This is a genomic window from Bacillus sp. 123MFChir2 (genome assembly GCF_000383235.1).
GTDB lineage: Bacteria > Bacillota > Bacilli > Bacillales > Bacillaceae_G > Bacillus_A.
Genome location: NZ_KB910970.1, coordinates 1 through 23,424, shown reverse-complemented (window position 1 = coordinate 23,424; position 23,424 = coordinate 1). Strand labels below are relative to the sequence as shown.

General features: G+C 37.0%; 18 protein-coding genes and 4 pseudogenes. 11 read left to right on the top strand and 11 right to left on the bottom strand.

What is annotated here, in order from left to right:
* Positions 1-88: 88 nt before the first annotated feature.
* Entirely contained in the window at positions 89-1,807 is a 1,719-nt protein-coding gene (locus H280_RS0119040; protein WP_020062726.1) for a methyl-accepting chemotaxis protein, read from the bottom strand.
* A 1,253-nt stretch (positions 1,808-3,060) separates the two neighbouring features.
* On the opposite strand from H280_RS0119040, the gene H280_RS0119025 reads away from it, so the two are divergent.
* The 6 genes from H280_RS0119025 to H280_RS0119000 all read left to right on the top strand — a co-directional run bounded on the left by H280_RS0119025 (position 3,061) and on the right by H280_RS0119000 (position 8,767).
* Entirely contained in the window at positions 3,061-3,402 is a 342-nt protein-coding gene (locus H280_RS0119025) for a hypothetical protein (RefSeq protein WP_020062723.1), read from the top strand.
* A 655-nt stretch (positions 3,403-4,057) separates the two neighbouring features.
* Positions 4,058-5,245 carry an efflux RND transporter periplasmic adaptor subunit gene (locus H280_RS0119020; RefSeq protein WP_020062722.1) on the top strand — a complete coding sequence of 396 codons (1,188 nt, stop codon included), beginning with the start codon at positions 4,058-4,060 and terminating at the stop codon, positions 5,243-5,245.
* The gene (locus H280_RS0119015; RefSeq protein ID WP_020062721.1) at positions 5,242-5,922 is read left to right on the top strand and encodes an ABC transporter ATP-binding protein; all 681 of its coding nucleotides are present in this window, start codon (positions 5,242-5,244) and stop codon (positions 5,920-5,922) included. The genes H280_RS0119020 and H280_RS0119015 overlap by 4 nt, the downstream gene beginning before the upstream one ends.
* Positions 5,919-7,118 carry an ABC transporter permease gene (locus tag H280_RS0119010; protein WP_020062720.1) on the top strand — a complete coding sequence of 400 codons (1,200 nt, stop codon included), beginning with the start codon at positions 5,919-5,921 and terminating at the stop codon, positions 7,116-7,118. Before H280_RS0119015 ends, H280_RS0119010 begins: the two co-directional genes overlap by 4 nt.
* A 268-nt stretch (positions 7,119-7,386) precedes the next feature.
* On the top strand, positions 7,387-8,052 hold the full coding sequence (locus H280_RS0119005) for a Yip1 family protein (protein ID WP_020062719.1): 666 nt from the start codon (positions 7,387-7,389) through the stop codon (positions 8,050-8,052).
* A gap of 241 nt (positions 8,053-8,293) precedes the next feature.
* Positions 8,294-8,767 (top strand): sigma-70 family RNA polymerase sigma factor, encoded by a 474-nt coding sequence (locus H280_RS0119000; RefSeq protein ID WP_020062718.1) that lies wholly within the window; start codon positions 8,294-8,296, stop codon positions 8,765-8,767.
* Positions 8,768-8,821: 54 nt separating this feature from the next.
* Here H280_RS0119000 and H280_RS23935 read toward each other — a convergent pair whose 3' ends face one another.
* Entirely contained in the window at positions 8,822-9,325 is a 504-nt protein-coding gene (locus H280_RS23935) for a competence protein ComK (protein ID WP_020062717.1), read from the bottom strand.
* A 229-nt stretch (positions 9,326-9,554) separates the two neighbouring features.
* On the opposite strand from H280_RS23935, the gene H280_RS0118990 reads away from it, so the two are divergent.
* Positions 9,555-9,944, top strand: coding sequence for a DUF4359 domain-containing protein (locus H280_RS0118990; protein ID WP_020062716.1), 390 nt, complete (start codon positions 9,555-9,557; stop codon positions 9,942-9,944).
* An 18-nt stretch (positions 9,945-9,962) separates the two neighbouring features.
* Here the strand turns inward: H280_RS0118990 and H280_RS0118985 are convergent, their stop codons facing one another.
* Both H280_RS0118985 and H280_RS0118980 read right to left on the bottom strand, forming a co-directional pair.
* Positions 9,963-10,178, bottom strand: coding sequence for a DUF2922 domain-containing protein (locus H280_RS0118985; RefSeq protein ID WP_020062715.1), 216 nt, complete (start codon positions 10,176-10,178; stop codon positions 9,963-9,965).
* A gap of 19 nt (positions 10,179-10,197) precedes the next feature.
* Positions 10,198-10,422: a DUF1659 domain-containing protein gene (locus H280_RS0118980; protein WP_020062714.1), complete on the bottom strand. Its 225-nt coding sequence runs from the start codon at positions 10,420-10,422 to the stop codon at positions 10,198-10,200.
* 111 nt (positions 10,423-10,533) lie between these two features.
* Here H280_RS0118980 and H280_RS0118975 point away from each other — a divergent pair, with 111 nt between their 5' ends.
* Together H280_RS0118975 and H280_RS23930 are read left to right on the top strand one after the other, a co-directional pair.
* Positions 10,534-11,019, top strand: coding sequence for a VanZ family protein (locus H280_RS0118975; RefSeq protein WP_020062713.1), 486 nt, complete (start codon positions 10,534-10,536; stop codon positions 11,017-11,019).
* A 572-nt stretch (positions 11,020-11,591) separates the two neighbouring features.
* Positions 11,592-12,275 (top strand): acyltransferase, encoded by a 684-nt coding sequence (locus tag H280_RS23930; protein WP_020062712.1) that lies wholly within the window; start codon positions 11,592-11,594, stop codon positions 12,273-12,275.
* A 366-nt stretch (positions 12,276-12,641) separates the two neighbouring features.
* Here H280_RS23930 and H280_RS27050 read toward each other — a convergent pair.
* From H280_RS27050 to H280_RS0118955, 4 genes and pseudogenes are all read right to left on the bottom strand, one after another.
* Positions 12,642-13,012 (bottom strand): annotated as a pseudogene (locus tag H280_RS27050) (IS4 family transposase); the annotation flags it as partial.
* A 148-nt stretch (positions 13,013-13,160) separates the two neighbouring features.
* Positions 13,161-14,471, bottom strand: a pseudogene (locus H280_RS23920) (DEAD/DEAH box helicase); the annotation flags it as partial.
* 981 nt (positions 14,472-15,452) lie between these two features.
* A pseudogene (locus tag H280_RS23915) lies at positions 15,453-16,901 on the bottom strand (SNF2 helicase-associated domain-containing protein); the annotation flags it as partial.
* Positions 16,885-18,504, bottom strand: coding sequence for an SWIM zinc finger family protein (locus H280_RS0118955; RefSeq protein ID WP_020062708.1), 1,620 nt, complete (start codon positions 18,502-18,504; stop codon positions 16,885-16,887). The gene H280_RS0118955 and the pseudogene H280_RS23915, both read right to left, overlap by 17 nt.
* Positions 18,505-18,832: 328 nt before the next feature.
* Here H280_RS0118955 and H280_RS23910 point away from each other — a divergent pair.
* A pseudogene (locus tag H280_RS23910) lies at positions 18,833-19,414 on the top strand (TcaA NTF2-like domain-containing protein); the annotation flags it as partial.
* A 19-nt stretch (positions 19,415-19,433) separates the two neighbouring features.
* Here H280_RS23910 and H280_RS0118940 read toward each other — a convergent pair.
* Together H280_RS0118940 and H280_RS0118935 are read right to left on the bottom strand one after the other, a co-directional pair.
* Positions 19,434-19,748 carry a DUF3910 family protein gene (locus tag H280_RS0118940; RefSeq protein WP_020062705.1) on the bottom strand — a complete coding sequence of 105 codons (315 nt, stop codon included), beginning with the start codon at positions 19,746-19,748 and terminating at the stop codon, positions 19,434-19,436.
* Positions 19,749-19,838: 90 nt separating this feature from the next.
* On the bottom strand, positions 19,839-20,687 hold the full coding sequence (locus tag H280_RS0118935; protein ID WP_020062704.1) for a 3D domain-containing protein: 849 nt from the start codon (positions 20,685-20,687) through the stop codon (positions 19,839-19,841).
* A 779-nt stretch (positions 20,688-21,466) separates the two neighbouring features.
* Between H280_RS0118935 and H280_RS26770 the strand changes: the two genes are divergently transcribed.
* A complete protein-coding gene (locus tag H280_RS26770; protein WP_020062703.1) occupies positions 21,467-21,601 on the top strand; it encodes a hypothetical protein in 135 nt (44 codons plus the stop codon).
* A 221-nt stretch (positions 21,602-21,822) separates the two neighbouring features.
* Here the strand turns inward: H280_RS26770 and H280_RS0118925 are convergent, their stop codons facing one another.
* Complete coding sequence (locus H280_RS0118925) at positions 21,823-23,031, bottom strand: NupC/NupG family nucleoside CNT transporter (protein ID WP_020062702.1); 1,209 nt, start codon at positions 23,029-23,031, stop codon at positions 21,823-21,825.
* Positions 23,032-23,424 lie beyond the last annotated feature (393 nt).

Sequence of the window (23,424 nt, the reverse complement as noted above, 5' to 3'; positions counted from 1 at the left end):
CAGGAAAAGGCCCTGATCGCTTCTATACACGGCCAGATGCTCTCGCCGACCTAAAAGAAAGGGGTTTTTAGGTCAATACTTGTATAAGTTATTCTTTAATCTTAAATTGAGAAAGCAGTCCTTCTAATTCTTCAATTTTTTTCTTTACTTGCATAGATTGATCTGATATTTCTGTAATGGATGATGCTTGTGTTTGAATTGCCTGTACAGTCACATTCGTATCGTTTTCTACATTAGTAGAAGTTTCAGACACTGCTGATAATGTAGCGTTAATTTCTTCCGTCCCAGCAGCCATTTCTTCTGTTGTAGCTGAGACTTCTTGAATTTGCTGTGCTATCTTATGAACATCTGTCATGATTGTTGAAAATGCTTGCTCTGCTTCATTAGCTGCATTGCTTCCTTGTTTTGCTTCCTCTTGCCCTTTTTTCATAATTTGAACGGTATCTTTCGTGTCCTGCTGGATGGATTTAATTAAATCATTAATTTCATTTGCAGATTGCTTAGATTGTTCAGCTAAGTCTCTTACTTCAGCTGCAACAACTGCAAACCCTTTTCCATTATCCCCTGCGCGTGCTGCTTCAATTGCAGCGTTTAAAGCAAGCAGGTTTGTTTGGTCTGCTATATTTGTAATGGCATTTAACGCTTTATCGATTTCTTGCGTACGCATAACTAGGCGTTCGATTACTGTAGAGGTTTCTTCAACAACTTTATGAACATTATTCATTTGCGTAATCGATTGTTTGATTACTTTACTTCCACTATTTATACGATTTGTTGTAGCAACAGATACTTCCGCAACAGTTGATGCGGATTCAGCTACTGTTTGAACTCCGTCTGCTACGTCATTCATTGCGATTGAACTTTCTTGAATACTTGTAACTTGTCCTAATATTTGTTTGTTCACCTCATGAATTATTTGAACTGCTTCATTAGAGATTTGAGATGCTTGGTTTGTATTTTTCAACATGCTATCAGTTGAGGTAGTAACCTCTTGTGCCGTTACCTTTATTCTTTCCATTAGTTGTTGTAAGTTATCTAACATATAATTAAAGGAAGTAACAATATTTCCTAGTTCATCATTTGCTTGGTAAGAAGTACGTATGACTAAATTTCCGTTTGCTACTTCTTTCATATCATGCTCCAATAAAGTAATTGGACGTTGAACAGCAGATTTAATAATATATCCAATGAATATAACAACTGCAACCCCTATAACTGAAATGATAATAAACATTAGCAGTGTATTTTCCCCGCTTTTAGCGTTAGTTTCTTGTAATTGTTTTGCCTGATCAACATTATACTGAATGAGATCTTTAATTTTCTCACTTGACTTTTTCGTAGCTGAATCAATTTCGTTTATATAATAAGTATAAGCAGCATCGTGATCATTCTTCTTCACTAATTCTTTTGTGTTATCTATTTTGTTTTTTAAATCTTGGTAACTTTTCTGAAAATCTTCATATAATTGTTTTTCTTCCTGTGAATAGATAGTAGCCTCGTATTTTTCTAGTAGTTGATTATTCTCGCTTCGTACTCCGTCCATTGTAGTTAATATTTGTTTATTTCTATTTTCATCAGCTGAAAGGATAAGTTCTACAAGGTTTTTATTATTATAATGGAAATTAGACTCTACAGACTCTACCCAGTAAACTGGAAGTAACCTGTCTTCATACATAGTTTTAGAAGCAGTGCCTGTCTTTATTAATCCCCTATATCCTATAATTGATAAGAGAATACATGCAATACTAGCTGTAATCATTAATACATTCAATTTTGCACTAATTTTATGGTTTTTTAGAAATAACATTATAATACCCCACATTTTTCTTTATTTATCTATATATTATATTATAGCAATTATGGTAAAAAAAACAAAAAAGCGAAAAATTATAAACATTTTTCGCTTTTTTATAGATAGACTAGTTCACCTTATTTATTATATTACTAATAAATAAAGTTGGTTTATGCAATATTGCATATTGAAATGAGTTGAAAGTATTGTTATTTTAGAATATAATATAAGTATAAATTATCAAATATTCAGAAAACAGGAGGGATTGTTCATGGAAATCGCAATGGCAGTTTTAAAATTTTTAGGTGCAGTAATTCCATTAGTAGCAGACCTTTTAAAAGCAGTAATGTAAGTAAGATTTATCGCTATTATATTATTTTATAAGTATTGTACAAATGATCTGTGTATTGAACAAATAGGTTCATATACAGATCATTTTTTTTATTTTTGCAGCTAAATTAAAGAGAAATGAAGAACGCTATATTTGTAATTCTTCTCAATATATGTTCGTGTGTTTTTCATGCCCTTCGTTGTGAGCAAACTAAGATGTTAAAATGCTTAATTTCTGTGAATCAATATTTAGCTGTCTATGCGAAAATGAGCAATAGAAAACAAAATATGCAATTTTGCATATTTATCTACAAATTAGTTGCTTTTCGCTTTTTCAGCATAAATAGACAGTATACTTGATGTGGGTTTGATCAATTAGGAAATTACGCGAGGTGAAAACATGGAAAGGAAAAATAGTAATGACAAATTTTCATGAAGGAAGATTTATTTTGTAAATAAGTGTATATTCCCAGCACAAAAATTACTAGAATATGCTCTCCAGAAGAATATAAAGCAAGAGTTGTTTCCCAAAAAAGTTATTAGTATGCAGGAAGGGTGCTTTATGAAAAATTTTTTTGTTGGGCTTTTTAGTAACATTAGTAATGTTAGCAGGTGGTCTTTTGATGGATCATAATCGAGTAGTAGTGATGAATGATAATGAAAAAGAACAGCTGGTTTCGGATTTACCATTTGAGTATTAATATAGAAAAAGCGACAATCACAAGTAGACGTTTTAATAAGGGTATGTTCTAGGTAACCTTAAATTAGGCTACATAACTTAAGAACAGAATTTTTGTTATGAATTAAATGGAAATTACGATAAAATGTAGTCTATGGTCTAAACATAAATGTGCCTCAATCGCACATTTATGTGAAATTATATATTTTTTATAATTATTATTTATTTATTGCAATATTATAATTACAGAGGTGATTTTATGAAAAGAGAAATGTATGCACCAATTTGTTTGCAGTGTAAAACACATCTTCAAGATTGGAAAGGTAATGTAAGGATTAAAAAAGACGAAATGTTTGATACTAGGGTAATTCAAAGCTTGGAGGTATGGTGTAAAGAATGTACAACTGTCCTCAATGAAAAGGGACCTGGGAGGGAATACCATAACCTGTGGGAGCTTTCTTCAGTAAAAGAATCATACTTTGATCAATTAATAAGTTTAATTGGTCGAATGGAAGACAAAGAAGGACTATATAGATTTTCTGAAAAAGCTATTCTTGATTACCTACAATTAGGAAGAATCTTATATGATAAGAAAATCTAGCTTGAAGAGTATTCAAATAGGGGTAATTGTGGACATTGCTTGTCGAATGGACACATCAGCAGAAAAGTCCTTATCTTATGATAGGGGCTTTTTCGTTTCTCATGAAAAACGCTCTATTTAAGCTTTTCAATATTTTATTTGCAAATGTTAAGACTGGCATTGTAACTTCCATTAGATCCACCTTAATATAGCCGTTGACGTTTATTTACCATTCCACGAATCCAATAACTGACTTCAAAAAATGAATGAAATCCCCATAAATGACTAACTGTAGAGAAGTGAAATATATAAATACAAATTGAAAAAATGACATAAAAAACAATTTTTTAGGGGAGGAGACCAGAGCAACTGACCATGCATAGCAGCGAATTAGATGTTAAAAAGTCAACTTGTATTTATATATATCGAGAATTTTAGAAAAAAGTACGGAGATGGAGAATTCTTTGAAGTTCCTCATATTAATTAAACGTTTGTTTAAGAATAATATGCATATATGCATATTTGTAACAAAATATGACATTGTTTGATACAATTTATAGTATGTATCCCAAACTATGTCATATAAATGTAATAAATGTCTTATGTTTGTTGAGATATTTTGGAAAAGTTTGTATAATTTAATTATATCGACAATTTAAATAAAAGGAGAGAGACAATGTTACCAGATACAGTTCGTACTCCGAATAAGAAGAAAAAGTGGATTGTTATTGGAGTGATTGCTCTTATTATTATCGTTGCTGCTGTAAATATTTTTCTCATGCAGAATAAGAAAAAAGGCAGTACAGAAGAAGTGAAATTTACGGAAGTAACAGAACGTCAGCTCAATAATACAAAACTCGTTTCCGGTCAAGTAAAGCCAGGGAATATCGAGAGTTTCTATGCAGATGCGACTAAAGGAAAAGTGAAAGATATTGCTGTAAAAGAAGGACAAGAAGTGAACAAAGGGGACAAGCTGTTCTCTTATGATAATGAAGAAATTAATTTACAAGTGAAGCAAGCAGAAATCGAACAGAAAGTGGCTTCTATGCGTTTTGATCAAGGGAAGAAAAAAATAGATTCATTGAAAAAAGATATTAAGAAAGCAAAGGATAGCGGAGCGGCGAAAGAGATGATCGAGCCGTTAGAATCGCAATTAAATGAATTAGAAATGCAACAAAAAACATCTGATCTTGAAAAAGAAAAAGGGAATCTTCATATCGAAGAATTAAAGAAAAAAAGAGGAGAGCTTACTGTTTACAGTAATTTCGCCGGTGTTGTGCAAAAGCTCGATAAAGATGCGTCGCAAGGTTCTACGCCAGCAATGGGTGGTCAAGGGAAAGCATTTTTACAAATTGCTTCTAAAGATGCATTCCAAATTCAAGGTACATTAACGGAACTACAAAAATCACAAATCCAAAAAGATCAAACGATTACAGTAACAGCAAAGGCAGCGCCGAAGAAGAAGTGGGCTGGGAAAATTACAGAAGTAAGTGAGTATCCGACAAGTGCGGAAGCCAATGCACAAGCCATGGCAGGCGGGGAAGCAGGCGCAAATATGTCTTATTATACATATAAAGCATCACTAGATTCCCAAGATGGATTATCACCAGGGTACCATGTGTCTATTCAAGTAAACTTAGAGAATAAGAAAATGGTTGCTGTTCCTAGTAAAAGTATTGTAGCAGAAAAAGAAGAATCATTTGTGTATGTAGAGGAGAAAGGAAAGCTTCGCAAGCAAATTGTGAAGAAAGGTTCAGGTGATGGAGATTGGACCGAAGTAGTTGAAGGCGTAACAGTAGGACAAAAGGTGGTTGAAAATCCTTCCGATAAAGTGTTTGACGGAATGGAAGTGAAGAAAAAATGATTACCTTAAGCAATATTCATAAAACGTATTATCAAGGAAGTTTAGCTGTACCAATTTTACACGGTATTAGCTTAAAGATTGATAACGGTGAATTTGTTTCGATTATGGGACCGTCTGGATCGGGGAAATCAACGCTTATGAATATTATTGGTTGTCTCGATCGTCCAACAGAAGGTGAATATATGCTCAATGATGTGAATATTTTAACAGCAGACGAGTCAAAATTGGCACTCATTCGAAATGAATACATTGGTTTTGTGTTCCAGCACTTTAATTTACTACCTCGTCTTTCGGCGGTGGAGAATGTAGAGCTTCCGCTTATTTACGGTGGTATGAAGAAAGCGGAACGCCGCGAGCGAGCATTAGAGGCATTAGGGAAGGTTGGACTCGCCGATCGCGTACATCACTTGCCAAATGAATTATCAGGTGGACAAAAACAGCGCGTTGCAATTGCGCGGGCGATTGCCAATGATCCAACATTTATTATGGCCGATGAACCAACAGGTGCGCTTGATACAAAATCAGGTGAGCAAGTTATGAATATTTTCACCCAGCTAAACAAAGAAGGTACAACAATTGTAATGGTTACGCATGAAGAGGAAGTAGCAGCGTATTCATCTCGCCGCATTGTGCTGAGAGATGGAAAGATTACAGAAGATAGAAGGTGTGCTGTATGAGTTTACTAGATAGTATTAAAATCGCTCTTTCTTCTATTCTAGCTCATAAGTTGCGCTCCGCACTGACGATGCTTGGGATTATTATCGGTGTTGGCTCGATTATTACCGTCGTTGCGATTGGGCAAGGCGGGGAAGCGATGCTGAAGTCTCAATTTGCAGGTATAGGTAATAATGTGATTCCCCTTCAGTTTCAAGAGGATATCGATGATCCATATTCGATGGGGATAGGACAACGCCCAGAATTAAAAGATGAAGATATTCTCGCGCTGAAAGAGTTGCCAGAGATTAGTCATGTTGTTACGACGAATTCGGGTATGGAGCCACTCGATATTAATGATAAAAAAGACATGGTCAATATTATCGGACTTGATAGTGAATATTTTGCGGTGAATAAAATTAAATTGACTGAAGGTCGCTCTTTACATGAATCAGATGTTGAGCGTGGCAATAACGTTGTAATGATTAGTACGAAAGCAAAGGATACTTTTTATCCGAAAGAAAATCCTGTTGGGAAAATTATCGAGATAAAAGGTCAGCCGTTGCAAATTATCGGGGTGTATAAATCAGATAATAGCTTTATGGGCATGGGACCGTCAGAAATATTAATTCCGATTTCGCTTTGGCCAACACTATATGGAAAAAGTGAGATTCAAAATATTTCGGTGCAAGTGAAAAATGTTGATCAAATGGAAGCAGCGGGGAAGAAGGCTGCTGGCGTTTTAAATGACCGCAAATCAGACGATATTCCAGGGAAGTATGAAATTGTCGATATTGAGAAAATGAAAGAAAGCGTTTCGAAAGTAACAGGTATCATGACGATGATTATCGGCGGTATTGCAGGTATTTCCCTTGTCGTTGGTGGTATCGGCGTTATGAATATTATGCTCGTATCTGTTACAGAACGTACGCGTGAAATTGGTGTTCGAAAAGCACTCGGTGCAACGCGCGGGAAAATCTTGCTTCAATTCTTAATCGAGGCCGTGATGTTAACACTTCTTGGCGGTTTAATTGGAATTGGTCTTGGATACGGCGGTGCTTATATCGTGTCTACCTTTGCGAAATGGCCACCACTCGTTTCATGGGAAGTTGTGCTTGGCGGCGTCCTCTTCTCTATGACGCTCGGCATTATTTTCGGATTAATTCCAGCAAACAAAGCTGCGAAATTAGATCCAATCGAAGCGCTGCGCTATGAATAATATATAGATTCATTTTGACTTTTCAACATCTAAGTTGTTGTTATGTAAAACAAAAAGTGACATGCTACTTGCTTGCTCGTTTTGTTTTCACATTGCCTGTGGCGGAAAAGAGCCCTGACCGCGCCAAGTATGGCCAGATGCTCTCGCCCATCTAAAAAAACTGGTTTTTTATATAACACCCAGTTCTTATGGGTGGTGAATCCCTGTTTGGAAAAGTGGGGATTCACCACCCGTTAGAACGGGTATAAAAATAAAGGAGGTTTTACATATGGAAGCGAACGTAAACACGCAGAAGGTAAGTGGAGAAAAGCCCTCATTATTTGGAATGATTACCTCACCTGGTTTGCAGTTTGAGAGAATGAGAACGAATGCACCGGTGTGGGGCGCGTTTTTCTTGTTAGTTCTTTTGGGTGGTATTGTATTCATGGCAGCTAGCTATGCATCATTAAACAACCCCGAATTAGTAAAAGCGCTTAAAGAAGATCCTACTGGAACTGCTAAGTATTTTATAATGGGTGGAGGATTTATTGCGGGTCTCATTACAACAATGATTATGTTCTTTATTTCAGCTGCATTTTACAAAGTTATTATGATGTTTATGGGAAATGATACGACCTATAAGAAATTATTATCTATTACAGTATACTCTAGCGTAATTACATGTCTTGGCTTATTAGTGAATGCTGTATTAGCAATTATACTAGGTGGCGATGGAATTGAACGCTATACAAGCTTAGGACCTTTATTTGAAAAAGGGACAACCGCATTTAGCATTGGAAACTCAATTGAAATCTTTACAATTTGGGGCATATTTGTAACATGGCTAGGACTACACATTACAGCAGGCTTAAGCAAGAAACAAGCAACGATTCTTGTTGTGATTTTCTTTGTTATTTCTCTTGCTTTTAGTGCTTTCAGAGGTCTTGGTGCTTAAGAAAAATGATGAGAGGGTTGTCGGGAATTTCCCGGCAACCTTTTTTATGTTGCATAACGGTGCGATAAAATTGTATTGGAATTTCACATAATACTAGCAGAATTTCAAATATTGCATAGGTAAATTTGAAATTCTGCTAGTATATCATGAAATACAGTGCCGTGAAAGGGGTACTGTTTTTTTATAAGGTAATGGTACCGCGGAATAACAAAGAGGTATACCTTTTAGAAATGGGTTAAACGTGAAGCCAGTTACCTTTACGGAAACAGTAGCACTGTATGAGAAGATGATTAAAAATCAAATGAAGAAGCTTTGTATTTACCGAGATTATGAAGAGTATTATCAGTGCGGGCTCATTGCACTTTGGCGGGCGTATGAGAAATATGATGAAAAAAAGGGGAGTTTTCCAGCATATGCCCTTGTAACGGTGCGTGGATATTTGTTAGAGCAGTTAAAGAAAGAGTGTCGTGTGCAAGACAAGGAAGTGTGTACGGAACATTATATATTAGAAAGTATAGGTGGTGAGGAGAAGCAGCGAGAGACGTTTGAGTATATGAGTATGTTAGAAGAGAATGAGCAGTTTGTCTTATTTGAGCATTTCTACGGTGGAAAGAAAATGCATGAGATTGCAACGGAGTTAGGGATGACCTATCATCAAGCACGCTGGATATATAGGCAAGCGCTAAACAAAATGCGTGCGCATGTAGTGGAATAATGATAGAAAAGGGAGGCGGGTGGCCTTCCTTTTCTATATGTATGCAGCGTTCACTTAAAGAGGAGGAAAAGAACGATCTATTGATAGATTCATTCTATCTAGAAGAATGAGTTTTGCTAAAATATGGCCGGCTTTTATCCACTGATTCTCCATTTGATTGGGACTAATAGGGAAAATTTGATTTTTACCATTGCGAAAATATATGTTTGTGTGGCGTGAATCGTGACGTTCAAGTCTTTCAATATAAGCATAAAATATCCAGGAGCATCGCCAAGATGAAGGTGACTTTGTAGGAATGGCGCACATGAGGTTTTGGTGATCAATAGGGATTGGGACGTTTTGTTTAAAACGACAACATTCTTGAATGGCTAAGCGTTTTCCTTCATAAGTCGAGTAGTTTCGCATAATACAACTTTCACGAATGAGCTGCAGCGGTGTTTTCACTGAAAAGATGATTCTTTGCGTTTCCCAAATTTTTGTTTGATAAATAGGATGAGCGTATGCCTCAAGTGCCATCGTTTGTGCGGAAATTTCATACCAATCAACTAAGTCAGTCAATGGAAAAGCCTCCTCATAGTGTAATGAACTACACTTCCTATTATAAAAATAAAATATAAAAACAATTTAAAGAATTTGTAAATTAATGTTAAAAAATGTATATATTTACTGTTTCCCCTCGATATTTGCGGAAGGGATGCTCCGCTAGAAATTTGTAGCTATTTAGGTTGTCTAATTTGCAAGGGGATTCCATATATATGAAGATAGAAAGGATAGGCGGTGAAGAAAGATGAAATGGAAATATGTACTGCTCGCTTTAGCTGTCGTGCTTTTCGTATATTTAGCAAATAGTAACCCAGGTAAAGGGAAATATACGGACTGGGCAGCAAAGCAGTTTATGACGCGAAATGATATTCATAAAAAGTTGACGGAAGTTGAGAAAGAAGATAAAGAGGGGTTTCTTGGTGAGTTAGCTACAATTGGCAAGAAATTAGCGAAGAATTATGTAGAGCCGCAAGTGGGCTTATTAATTGATCACTATACGAAGCGGAATAACTATATTTTTTTCTCAACATATACAACAGAGTTTCAGATAGGGAAAGAAAATTATAAATATGTTTCAGTCGGTATTTCCCATATTTTTATACCAGTTGAAATGCCAAAAAAGAAAGAGGGATAGTCCCTCTTTCCTTTTTGCTTATATGTTAATTTTCACTTCAGAAATGCTCTTTTCGACAATGCGTGCGCCTTTTTTGCGAGCATGCTGTCCAAATGTTAGAAAAATGCCAGCGGATAGAATGGTATCCATGACGCTATTTACGGTTTGTTCGTTTACAGGTGTAACAGGATTTTCAATTGAGAAAGTAGCTGTTTTACCGTCTTCCTTTAAGAAAACAAGTTCTAGTACTTCCATTTGTTATTCCCTCCTTTTGTTATAGGTTAGATACGTCAGTTGTGCTGACAAGCTGAACTGAATCAAGTTTGTGCTGTTGTAATGAAGCAATTGCAGTTGCAACTTCGTGTACTTTGTTTAAGTCCGCATCTGGTTTGACGTTTTTAAATTGTTTGTTTTTCATGATTGCTTTTCCGCTTTTGTCTGTGCCGCCGTTTAGGACAAGACGTAAGCTCATATCAGATACAATCGTTTGAATCGCCATGTTTTTCACCCTCCTTTCGTCATATATATAGGGGGGAAGGTCATATTTTTGGCGTGAATTTTTTTCTTTTTTTTGATACGCTTAAAGGAAATAAGGTAAGGAGTTTCAAATATGAAGCGTAAGTTGTTATTTTGGATTCCCGTTTTAATATGGATGGGGGTCATTTTTTATTCATCTTCTCAACCATATAAGAAGCAAGATATGCGTTCAGATATCACAAAATATGTAAATGTGGAGTTTGTGAAAGAGCATTTTTCATGGGTATCCATTGATTATGGCGGAGGTACTCCTGTTAGCATCGCGAACAAAGGTGTTGGTGGTTTTATCGAATTTTTTATTCGTAAAGGCGCTCATTTTACTGTATTCGCTATTCTTGGTGCATTGTCATATTTCGCATTATTGCAGTGCGGGCTTAAACGAAAGCACGTTTTTTGGTTGGCGCTACTTCTCGTCGCTGCGTATGCGAGCATGGATGAGATTCACCAAGCTTTCACAGGTGACCGTACACCGATGTGGCAAGATTCTGTATTAGATACATGCGGTGGTTTTACAGGTATTTTCATAAGTAGTTTCATTGGGAAAAGAAAAAGGAGCTGAGATAGCTATAGCTATCAAGTTAACAGAAATACTCCAGATGCTGAAAGCATCTGGAGTATTTTTGATGGAAAGTTCTCTGTTCTATTCGATGAGCCAATCCGAACAGATGACTCTATTGCAATCAGGGTGTCAAAGCCTGACAAGCAAGAAGTAATTTTGTGTAGCTATGTCAAAAACGGCAACAATGTCGATGTGTGGATTAAAAGTAATTCTACATCTAGTACATCTGTTACGTTGCAAATAACGATTTTAAAGCCTTATATGTCTGTAACAGGATAATGAATTAAAAGATATCTATCTTCCTAATATTTTATTTTTGATAATTTTTTGCTACTATAATATAAGATTAGGAGGAGGACTCTTTGTAATCCGATAAGTTTCTACATGGCCTGTATTATATCTATAATTTGGTCGTTTCTGAATCTAGGTGGGACTACCAGGCTTCAGCGAGCTGGATAATTATATTCTCACTATTATTTATTAGTAAGAGATATGGAAAGGAACAACTCAGAAATGAAGTACAGAAAACAAGAAAAAGAATAAAAATAATTTGGTAATAGGGTGATTACACTGTGTTAAAAAAATTGTGGTATATAAGTAAGTCTAACGATATGGTATTAAAGATACTATCAAGAATTTATAATACGATAATGTTTAATCGAAAAAAACTCAAAGGAAAAAATAACTTAATTAATGTTTCTGGAGCGTTTATTAAAAATAGTAGAATTTTTGTCGCTGGTAATAATAATAGGATACTATGTGAAGATGGAGTACGCTTAGTTAATTGTCGTTTTCATATACTAGGTGATAATCATCAAATAATTATCAAGAAAGGCTGTTACGGAATAAACTCTACATTTTGGATCGAGGATAACAATTGTTCGATATCAGTAGGTTCGAAAACGACAATGGAGGGTATAGGAGTATCTGTAACAGAGCCTTTTTCATGTATAAACGTTGGAAGTGATTGTATGTTTTCAGCAGGAATTGATATAAGAAACGGTGACTCCCATTCAATAATTGACATAAATACTAATAGAAGAATTAATTATGCTAAGGATATTAATATAGAAGACCACGTTTGGATAGGGCGTGATGTGAAAATTCTAAAAGGTGTAAAAATAGGCTCAAATAGTGTTATTGCAGCAAATGCTATTGTGACTTCTAATATACCTCAAAATCATATTGCAGCTGGTATTCCTGCAAGAATTGTTAAAGAAAATATTACATGGGATAGAAAAAGAATTTATGAATGATATAATAAATTCAATTACTAATAAAGAGAAGTAGGTACGCCATAACCATCAAGTTAACAAAAACACTTCAGATGCTGAAAGCATCTGAAGTGTTTTTGTTTAGATATAGAATATAAGTTTCTATATTTGGATATGATCAAAGAAGACTTCAACGTATATTTTTTTAAGCGATGTGTTGAAGTGGATTTTGATATTTTTGAGTAATGCCAAGAGAAATGGTGAATATTTAGTACACCAATGTGTTTTCCTGCCATTTTTTGATAGGTATTCGAACAATCTGACAAGAATGGGTACCATGTCTCGACGGGACGAAAAAAGCACATCGCGTATACTAAAAAATAAATATGTATGATGTAAGACGCTTGTTTGTAATGTGTTCGTTCGGGTTTGTCCATATGCATTATCATTACTTGCCGCATGATCTACATCTATTTAAAGAAAATTACCAAATAATAAATCATACTCTTTCGTTTGAAATCTTCTTCTATAGATGGGTTTGAACAAATGTTTTGGTGAAAGAGTTGTAAAAATATTTGTTAAAGAATTGAACAGTACGAGAGGAAAAGCGTCGATTTAGGTTCTCGGAAGATAAGGAAACGCGCCTGTGCTTTATATTTTCTTGCGTGTTGAATCATTCCTGTTTCTCGTGCAAGTGATTCTAAAAAAGAAAGTGAAAATTTGCCTTTTAGTTCCTGTTCTAATAATTGAAGTTCTTCTATAAGATTCATTGCAGTCATAAAAACAGCCATTCTTTCATGGATATCTCATGAAGGGATGGCTATTTTTGTTTGAAATTATACACAAGTAATCTTAACTTGATGGTTATGGCTGAAATAAATCCTTTATATTATATATCGATGCTTCGACAACGTGCGACGCGATTGCCTATACTCCCAATAATTCTTTCAGCTCGTTTGTAGATAGTTCTGTAATCCAATTTTCACTTGTAATAATTGCATTATTGAGCGATTGTTTTCGTTCGAGCATCTCATCAATTTTTTCCTCAAGTGTTCCTGTTGTAATGAGTTTATGCACATGGACGAAGCGCTTTTGTCCGATGCGATAAGCGCGGTCTGTCGCTTGGTTTTCAACGGCAGGATTCCACCAGCGGTCGTAATGAATCACATGGTTGGCTGCAGTTAAGTTCAGTCCTGTACCGCCTGCTTTTAAAGAGAGCAGGAAAATGCCGTGTTGTCCATTTTGGAACTGTTCAATCATTTTATCGCGCTCTTTCTTCGGTACACTGCCGTTTAAGAAGATGACGCGTTCACCAAAATGTTTTTCTAACAATGTTTGCAGCATATTTCCCATGCGAATATACTGCGTGAAAATGAGACAGCTTTCATGCTGATCCCGTATGTTTTCAACGAGTTCTAATAATGTTTCTGTTTTCATAGAACGACTGATTAAGTTTTCGGGTAGCTCTTCTTTTAAATAGAGAGCGGGATGGTTACAAATTTGTTTTAGTTTATTTAACATGAGCAAAATAAAGCCGCGGCGCTCAATGCCTGTTAACCCTTCTACATTCTTTAACGTATCTTGAACGAGTTGTTCATAGAGCGATGCTTGTTCCGCCGTTAATGGACAGTATGCTTTTTGCTCTTGTTTATCTGGTAAGTTCAAGGCAACGGATTTATCTTGCTTCGTTCGGCGTAGTAAGAACGGTGCAATTAAGCGCTGCACTTGCTGAATTTTTCTTTCATCGCGGTCCTTTTCAATCGGCGTTACGAAGCGGCGCTGGAACTGCGGTAAACTGCCAAGATAGCCATGATTCAGAAAGTCAAAGATAGACCATAATTCTGATAAACGGTTTTCCATCGGTGTTCCTGTTAAAGCGATTTTATGATTTGCTTGTAATTTTCGCACAGCACGCGATTGTTTTGTGTGCGGGTTTTTAATATTCTGCGCCTCGTCGAGAATAATCGCATCCCAGCGCTGTGAGCTGAGTTCTTCTTCATCAAGCTGCGTGAGTGCATAGGATGTTAGAATTACATCGGCATCTTGCATAAAAGTGGGCAAATCTTCTCCCCTTGCCCGGTTGCCGCCGTAATGAAGCTTCACTCGTAAGCTCGGTGCAAAGCGCTCGAACTCTTTTTGCCAGTTACCGAGAACAGATGTAGGCGCAACAATAAGCGCTGGGCCTGTTTTTAGGTTGTGTTCTTTTATATAGAGTAAGTAAGTAATTGTTTGGATGCTTTATGACGATAGGTAAGCCTTTGAAGTTATCTCTGGCTTTTCCCCCGTCCCACACCGTGCATGCACCTTTCAATGCACACGGCGTTCCATCGATAGTGTGCTACTTACAGGTAGTTTTCTCTACCTGTTTTCGCTGCTAGTTATGAACTCACATTCATAGCTGCCTTATAATCAGCAGATTTGATTCTACGAGCATCTACCTTCACGTTGTATAATAACCTCCTTGTTTGAGGAATAAATGGCTATTCGTGAATTAACTATTTTACTTCCACATTCTTTGAAAGAAAGGGTCGTCTTACCGTAGAATCTGCTGATTAACATACACTACCGACTGGTGCCCTTCGCTAAGATGTTTTTCTGCTCCGTGACACTTCCGCAGCATTTCATCTGCTTTATAGTCACATCAACGCTCATCTATTATCGCTACTATGAGACCGCTGACTTTCAACCCGCTTCGCTGTACCTTTATACTCCACGAGTTGAATCTCAAACGTTCCGTATCGTTTATCCCTTCTTTTGTATTCCTTAGGTGCCCTCTATACACCGGAGTTACTTCGCTCAAGTTAGATTGACCTTAACTTCTTGAGCCAACTTCGTCATTTAGGCAAAGTAACGAAGCAGCACTTGTATCTTAGGAAAATATACAAGTATTTCACTCAGACCATCCTTTGACCTACGTAAGATGGCTATGGGTAACGGTGCGTGCATAACGAGGGTTCGTCTTCGCTCACCATAGAATACTTTTAAGGACTACCGCCTCATATCAGGGAGTGTAGGCTCCCATCAGTAGACGACTTCACCTGGCTCTCATACAACAACTTATAAAGGTAAGTTGCTGCATGCAGGAGTATTATAGATAGAACAGAAAGGTCATTTGTTCTCATTAGGAGTTTCACCTAATGTTTCAACGATACAGTTAGAATAAGGTGAAATCTTATTCCCGTAATTTCGTGTTTAGGCAACACTTATATACGAACGTTTCGCACTTCCGAGTCCCATATCATCGGCTAGCAACGCACCAAATCCAAGCTCCCGTAAATAAAGGAGCCACTCGATCCCTTGCTTTTGGTATGGTCGTAACGTTGCTTGTAAGGAAGGAGGTACTTGTATAGATGGAATCTCTCCGATGTGCAGCAATCTGTCGAATAGCTTGTCATAATAATCATCGAGTTCCATTTCCATATCTGCAAATGGATTTTCTTCCTCGCTTACTTCTGTTTCTACTCCGCCAAGTAAGCGCTGCTGCACGATGTCTTTCATTTCAAGGCCGTATTTGTCTGCTTTCTTCATCAGCTTCTTCACTTCTTCGATAAAGGCCGGATCCAGTCTCATCCATTGTCCGTTTATATGAATAAGACGTCTGTTTTGTTCAATGAGCGCGAGAAATTCGGCCTCTGATAAATGGATGCCGTTTGTAGAAATACGCCAGTCAAAGTCAACGAGCGTATTCATGCCAAAGAATGCCTGTCCTGCTTTTGCGTTATGTTTTACTTGGACGCGTAGCTTTGGCTTATTTGCTTTCAAGTTTTGCCACCATGATGGTAGTAAGATATCAATGCCGGCTGCTAGCAATTCATTGCTGGCTTCTGTTAAAAAGCGCCATGCTTCCGTTTCGTGTAATTCACTTCGAAATAGATCGTCTTCCATTAACCAAGGGACAAGTTTACCGAAGCCTTCTTGTGTTTCCGTAATACGTTCTTCATGTTTTGACCATTTTTTCGGCAAGGATTCCGTACCTGTATATACGTATATTCGATGAGTACCGCGTTTTGGTGTTAATATGGTTTCGAGCTGCCACGTTTCAAAATCATTGTCCGGTTCTTGGAGGCGGAGTCCAATTGCAAATGGTAAATCATCTTCGAGGTAGCCAATTTTACGCAGCCAATCGTTTTCATGAATGGCTGTTTCGAGCTGTCTTTTCGTAAAATCATAATGCGTATATAAGCGCTGTGCACCTTCCCATGCTGTGCCCGAACGAGTCTGCTGGCGAATTGTTTCATTAATGGCTTCTGAAAATAGTGTTTGTACCGTTTCATCTATTCCTTCTTCATGAGCAATTTTCCAGGAAGGATATTGCTGCCATTGCTTTATGTCAGGAAGGAAGTCTCCTATTGTGTAAGCCTCCCACATTTTTTTTGCCATTGGCGTAAGTTCGCTAATGGCTGCACTTGTTTGTAGGCTTGTAAATGAATTTACTGGCTTTTTCGCGATATATTCAAATGCTTGAGTAGCGTTTAAAATAATACCGCTCCGCTGTTCATACGTTCCTTCTTGCAGAAGTGTTCCATAGAAAGAAGAGGAGTGCCATATGAACGCATGTTGTTTCCAACTGCTTAAAGGCAAACTGTTTCCTGTTTCATCCTCTGCCCAAAGAAACCAGTTTTGTTTCATTCGTTCGAGCCGAATGATAATGTCAATTTGTGTTGTCATGGATCAACTTTCCTTTCCGCAGTTCTTCTTGTAATGCTCGCAGTCGTGAGTGAGAGGAGGCAATAATCATAATGAAAGACTCCCATTCATCTGTCCGCTTGAGCTTTTTATATAGTGTTCTTAGTTTTTTTAAGTAGCGAACAGCTTTGCGGTACGATTTGCGATTCTTTTCTTCAATAGCTTGCATGGCAGCATAATGATAGAGCGGAAGAGCAGCTTCTGGCGCTTTTTTCTCAACTTCTTTTAATGCTTCTTTTAACCATTCAATGGGTTGAGGCTCATACAGTAAATGAAGCTCAGTCCATGTGTGATATTGATTTTTGGCAAGTACATATTGCTCATAACTAATGAAGCTATATGGCAATAATTCTTGAAGAATCATTTCATAACCGGCTTGTTCATTCGTATGCGTTGCATATGTTTCATACATCATCATAAATAAGCGGACAACATCCATCACAAAACTAGGGTTGGGCTTGGTCGTTATCATTTCTTTCACCTGCTTGTAAGTGAAGGACAGCCACTCTTTTGCTCGTTCCCACTGCATGGAACTTAATAAATCTTCAAGCCAATCAAAGTAAAGGCCAACAGCTTGTGGTGGCTGCGTGCTTAGTACATCCATTGCCTCTTTATCTTTTCCCTGTAGAAAGAGAAGGTGAGCGGATGCAAGTGCTTTTGATACGGGATGCATTTTTGTTTCAATCCGCTGCTGTTCTTCCTGTATCCAATCTGGTTCTACGAATAGTTCTCCCCATAGGTGTCGATAAATAAAAAATCGCTCCTGTGTATAAGAATAGGTAGAGAAGAAGATTGTATGCAGCATTTTGGCGATGTTCTGCAAAAATGGCTGAAGTACATCTTGAAATGGTTCAGCTTTCAAATCCTGTACAATGCTTTCTATTTTATTCACAAACAACCTTACAATATTAAGTGGTTGATGATAAGAATACAGTTTATCTGCTTCAAATGTTTCAATTTCTTTCAGTAGCTTCTGAAAAGAAAAGAGTGCTGCACTCAGTTTAAATAATTCGTGAACTGTAACAATGCGCGGTGCGTTTCGTTCCACTTTCATATAAAACTCTGTAAAAATATTCATTAAAAAATACATTTGTTTGTATGAAAGGCGTGCATGTTCTTTAGCAAATGCCTCGTACTCAGATTCAAAGTACGAAAGCCAGCTTTCATAATCTGTATCCGTAAAATCGGTCATTTGCAGCATTTGCCGTGCTGTACGAATAGGTGGGAGCGCCGGCTTCGTTTTTTTCTTAAATAAAGTTAGAATGTCTCCCACTTGTCCAAAGCTTGAAGCTGCATATAGCAATACGGCAAGCATATGCTCACATTGCGTCGGTGAAAAGCAATCACAGTAACTTTCGGACACGTTACGAATCGGAATATTAACACTATAAATATTTCCGTCATGCCCGATTGTTCCTGATAATGTGTATCCATCGAAATCGACGTTATACACGAGGCCACTACGATAGAGCTGAAGTGCATTTGATACTTGTTCTTTGTCAGCCGGTTGCTGTGGATCGAGTCCTTTCAAAAACTCATTGGCAATTTCCATAATTTCATCTTTCGTAATTGAATGTTGCAGCATAATGTTCCTCCGCGCAAAAAATTTCCTTCTTTTCTATTATAAAGTGAAACTTCCCTCAGCGGGTGGTTTTGTTCTTCCCGCTGGGGGTTAGTTGAACCAATCGGGCTTTTAGGGGCAGTTATCCCCCGTCAATCTTCCTCGTCTTTCCTTGAATTTAGAGGAGGGGATTACTGCCCGTTAATGCGGGGTAAAGTGAAACTTCCCTCAGCGGGGAGTTCTTTACTTCGCACCAAGGGAATACCTTTCTAATTTTGCTCTTAAGGGCAGTTATCTCCTAACTTTTCTTATTTCATTCCTTTCATGTTTTTAAAGATGTAAAAGATGTAATATATATGTAAATGGAAAGAAACGCGGAACGTTAAATCGAGGCAGCTATAAACTAGGACCTGTGCCAACGGATGAAACAGTAGAAGTTCACTTAGAAAAGAAATTTGATTGGGGAACAGGAAAGACAGAGAATGTGAAAATTGGAGAGAACAGCCGCTATTATTTAAGATTTCCAAAACAAACATCGGAGTCTGAAGTTGGAGAATTTATGCGCACTCATATATAAAAGAACGTGCGAGCGATTAATCTAAATGATTTTAGTCTAGTTGAAGGGGATTACGATAAGAGCGGAAAATCGTATAAAGAAGACCGTGAATATATAGCATACCTGAAGAAAAAAGGAATTACAGAAGATCTATTGCGATTGGAAGTGCGTAAGGTAGAACGAACAAGTGAATCGCAATACAAAGTAACATCCTATGAAGAATATCACATTCGTTATGGTGATGGATCTGTGAAATTTAAAAGCTTTAATAATGAGCATTTGATTACCGTTACACCAGAAGGAAAATTAATGTATCATTCTTTAGGAGCGAATAATACGTTGAAGGATGAACAAATATCTGGACCAACAAATCCTTAATGTAAAAAGACTATCTCTTCTATGAAGAGGTAGTCTTTTGCTGTAATATGCTTTGTACATAAGGATCTTGCAAAATCATTTCGACTAAAGGAATTGTTTTATTTTTGAAGTGGAGTCCAGTATCGATTGGAAATGGTTTTTGGCTGCCAGGCTTGACGCCGTACTGTATGATTTTGTATGCTACGTCCTCGCCGTGCTGTAAGATAATGAGTCTATAACGGTTATCGTCATGCTCTAATGAAAAATCAATGGCAGTTGCATCGTATGTAACTGCATCTTTATATATGTACGGAGTTGGCGTACCAATCCAGTCAACGTTTGCATCTATATCCATATGAATGCCCCCTTTCTTCTATTATAAGAAAAATAAGAGCCAGCTCTCAACTGATGAGAGCTGGCTCGCCTTTTTTAGCAACAATAGTAATTAGTCTATAATTTTCACTTTTACAGTTTTACGTCCCCAGTTGTTTGCAGAGCTGTCAGAGCCTACTAAGACGTCGATACGATTTCCTTTAATTGCACCGCCAGTATCACCAGCAATTGCTTCGCCGTATCCTTCTACCCAAATTTTTGAGCCAAGTGGAATGACTTTTGGGTCAACAGCAACCATTTTCATGTTTGGATTTGCTGTTAGGTCATGCCCCATTGCAGTTAATACACGACCGCCATGTGTGCCGCCATTTTCGCTTGGATGAGCTGTGTAAGCAGTTGCTACAACTGTTAATTCACGGCCCTCAGCTGGTGCAGCTTTTGTTTTTGTAGCAGTCTGCGTTTCTTGAGCTTGAGCTGGCTGAGCTTTTGCCGGCGCAGGTGCTTGTTCCTGTACTGTTACGACAGGTGCATTACCTGTTAAGAAAGGAATATTTACATAAGCTGTTTTTCCGTTATATTCAAATTGTAACCAATCGTTTTGCACTTGATGTGTTGTTTCGATCACATCATCTTTCTTTAATGTGCCCAAAATTTCTGAGTTTGTGTTTGCATCAGCACGTACGTTTAATACGTTTGCTGTTACATAATAGATGTTTTTCGTAAAGTCTGCACTTACGAATCCTTCTTTACCATTTAGGTTCACTTTTAGCCAACCGTTTTCTGTATTTTTAACATCTAATTTATGACCATCTAATACTTTGCCTACAACTTTTGATTCGATAGTTGGGTTTTCTCGTACGTTTAATACGTCTGTTTTAACAACTGTTTCTGCTTGTGCAGAAGAAGTGAAAATCCCAAGACCAAAAACTGCTACTGTTGCTATACCAAGTAACTTTTTCATGAAATAGCCTCCAATGCTTTTGTTTTCGTGACCTCATTATAGCAACAGATTTTTGAGGGAAATGGGAAAACACACAATTACAAACCTTTCGTAACAGTTCATTAATACTTTGTAATATAAAAAGAAGTATAAAGAAAATGCTTTTTTCTTATGTTTTAAAGGATTCTATTACATATTTAAGGATGGAAGAACGGAGATAAGATATTGCAAACCAGTTAATCCTATTTCACTCATATTACAAAGTTGTTGTAGAAGTGTTGCGTAAATAGAGGATTTTATTAATTCACAAATAATATAGTTATAAAAATATAATTAATTTGTGCTATTTTTCACAAAATATAGCTCGTTTTTAAGGGAAATCATCATATAATTGTTACAAAAAAAGAAGGTGTCATAGAACAAATTCAGCCTGTTTTATTTCTGTAATAGTACGTAAATGAGATGATTGAGGGACTTGCTTCGTAATCGTTCTTCCTATATATAAGTAAAAAAACGACATAAAAAGGGAAGAACGAGAGCATCCAGCCGTGCATAGCATCGACGTAGGTTTCGAAAATTTTGAATGGTTATAGATACATGTCTTTGTAAAATGATTGCTGGTGAGAAGGCAGATAGAACGAATTAGAAGCTTTGTTCGGCATGAGATATTTAATTTTGCATGATATTTACAAAAAAGTGTCGAAAATGTGTTGTCACATCTTTCTATATGTGCTATATTATTTCCTGTAAGCGATTTCAATTAAAGTTTCATGGCAATCAAGGGGAGGACATCAAGAATAATGAAACGTTACGAACGAAAGTGGAAACATATTTGTTTAAAGCGTACTATACAACGAGCGATACATGAAAACGCAGAGCAGAAAATAGAGAAAACTACAGAGGAGCGAGAAAAGCAACTTGTCTTGCAAAAGTAGTATCCACTTTTTTTCGTACTTATAATAAGAAAGTATTACGTTCATTGGGGGATGGGCGTGAAGTAACTTTCAACTAAGGGGTATTAGTTCGATATATAAGTTAAAAAAACAAGCGCAGAGCATACGGCAGCTCTGCGCTTGTTTTTTTAACTCAGAATCAAGTATAAATAAAAAATCCATCTTAAGTAGAAAATGAACTTAAGATGGATTTTGTTTATTTATTAAAACATCATGCCTGCTACAGCAGCATTTAAGAAGTTCGCTAATGTACCTGCAATTACCGCTTTAATTCCCAATTGCGCAATTTGTTGACGACGTGAAGGAGCAAGTGTACCTGTCACACCTAATTGAATCGCAATAGATGAGAAGTTTGCGAATCCGCAAATTGCAAACGCTAAAATAATGTTTGTTTTGTCAGAAAGCTCTGCCATATGCTTACCTAAGTTTCCGTATGCAACGAATTCATTTACTGCAAGTTTTTGTCCGATATAACCAGCAGCTTGAATCGCCTCATGAGGCGGAACCCCGATTAGTATAGCGAACGGAGACAGGATGTAACCAAAAATTAGATCAAGGCTTAGTTTAATGTGGAACCAAGAACCAACCCATCCTAGTAGACCGTTTAATACAGCGATTAATGCGATAAATGCCATAAGCATTGCTGCAACGTTAATAACAAGTTGCATCCCTTCAGATGCACCGCGTGCTGCTGCATCAATAACATTTGCATCTGTACGCTCTGTAGAAAGCTCTACATCGTTATTTACTTCTTCTGTTTCAGGCATCATTAATTTTGCGATTAGTAAGCTCGAAGGTGCAGCCATAATAGCAGCTGCAAGTAAATGCTCTAGCGGAATTCCCATTGCCGCATAACCAACAAGAACAGATCCGGCAACAGATGTCATACCGCTAACCATAATAGCGAAGAATTCACTATTTGTTACGCGCTCTAAGTAAGGTTTAATTAAAATCGGTGCTTCTGTTTGTCCTAAGAAAACAGTTGTAACAGCATTTAAGCTTTCTGTTCGTGAAGTTCCAAGAAGTTTGCTTAATCCGCCGCCAATAATTGTAATAAACCATTGCATAATACCAAAATAATATAATACGGCTACGAGTGCACTAATAAATACAATTGGAAGTAATGCTTGAATAATAAAGACGAAGCCCCAAGGCCCTTTTGGGTTAGCTAAACCACCAACAACGAATCCAATTCCCTCATACGAGAAATTAATAAGAGTTTGTACGCCGTCAGCAGCATGCTTTAAAACTGCTTTTCCTGCATCCCATCTTAAGACGATGAAGGAGAAAGTAATTTGAAGTGCAAGCGCAATTGAAATCGTGCGCCAATTAATAGCTTTGCGATTGGAAGACAGTAAAACTGCAATTACCAAAATTCCAAGCACGCCGCCAATTCCCCATAAAACATTCATGCTTGTAAATCTCCTCTCTAAATTATCGAAACATTACAAATAGTAGAAATGCTCCGTTTCTCTGAAAACATTATCTTATGTAACTTATCACACCAGACATCAGAGGTCAAACGTCTGCAAAAAAGTCAGAATAGGAAAACAATAATTGGAATTAACGCATATAGGATGAGCGATTGAGAAATGATATAAAGTCATTTTAATTCTTTAACATATACGTTGCCGCTGTACAGAATAAAACACGACCAGCTGCTTTTCCTATCTCAAAAGAAAAGGATTTTATCACGTCTGTTGATTATCTAAATTCTACCAAAAAATGAATACAAAAAGAGAGATTCCTCTTGTACAATGTAAGTTACCACACCAACATTAACGAAACGAGGAATCTCTCATGAA

Excerpts from the sequence above, each read along its gene's own strand:
- H280_RS0119040 (WP_020062726.1), bottom strand. The coding sequence starts at position 1,807 with ATGTTATTTCTAAAAAACCATAAAATTAGTGCAAAATTGAATGTATTA.
- H280_RS0119025 (WP_020062723.1), top strand. The coding sequence starts at position 3,061 with ATGAAAAGAGAAATGTATGCACCAATTTGTTTGCAGTGTAAAACACAT.
- H280_RS0119020 (WP_020062722.1), top strand. The coding sequence starts at position 4,058 with ATGTTACCAGATACAGTTCGTACTCCGAATAAGAAGAAAAAGTGGATT.
- H280_RS0119015 (WP_020062721.1), top strand. The coding sequence starts at position 5,242 with ATGATTACCTTAAGCAATATTCATAAAACGTATTATCAAGGAAGTTTA.
- H280_RS0119010 (WP_020062720.1), top strand. The coding sequence starts at position 5,919 with ATGAGTTTACTAGATAGTATTAAAATCGCTCTTTCTTCTATTCTAGCT.
- H280_RS0119005 (WP_020062719.1), top strand. The coding sequence starts at position 7,387 with ATGGAAGCGAACGTAAACACGCAGAAGGTAAGTGGAGAAAAGCCCTCA.
- H280_RS0118990 (WP_020062716.1), top strand. The coding sequence starts at position 9,555 with ATGAAATGGAAATATGTACTGCTCGCTTTAGCTGTCGTGCTTTTCGTA.
- H280_RS0118985 (WP_020062715.1), bottom strand. The coding sequence starts at position 10,178 with ATGGAAGTACTAGAACTTGTTTTCTTAAAGGAAGACGGTAAAACAGCT.
- H280_RS0118980 (WP_020062714.1), bottom strand. The coding sequence starts at position 10,422 with ATGGCGATTCAAACGATTGTATCTGATATGAGCTTACGTCTTGTCCTA.
- H280_RS0118975 (WP_020062713.1), top strand. The coding sequence starts at position 10,534 with ATGAAGCGTAAGTTGTTATTTTGGATTCCCGTTTTAATATGGATGGGG.
- H280_RS0118955 (WP_020062708.1), bottom strand. The coding sequence starts at position 18,504 with ATGCTGCAACATTCAATTACGAAAGATGAAATTATGGAAATTGCCAAT.
- H280_RS0118940 (WP_020062705.1), bottom strand. The coding sequence starts at position 19,748 with ATGGATATAGATGCAAACGTTGACTGGATTGGTACGCCAACTCCGTAC.
- H280_RS0118935 (WP_020062704.1), bottom strand. The coding sequence starts at position 20,687 with ATGAAAAAGTTACTTGGTATAGCAACAGTAGCAGTTTTTGGTCTTGGG.
- H280_RS26770 (WP_020062703.1), top strand. The coding sequence starts at position 21,467 with ATGAAACGTTACGAACGAAAGTGGAAACATATTTGTTTAAAGCGTACT.
- H280_RS0118925 (WP_020062702.1), bottom strand. The coding sequence starts at position 23,031 with ATGAATGTTTTATGGGGAATTGGCGGCGTGCTTGGAATTTTGGTAATT.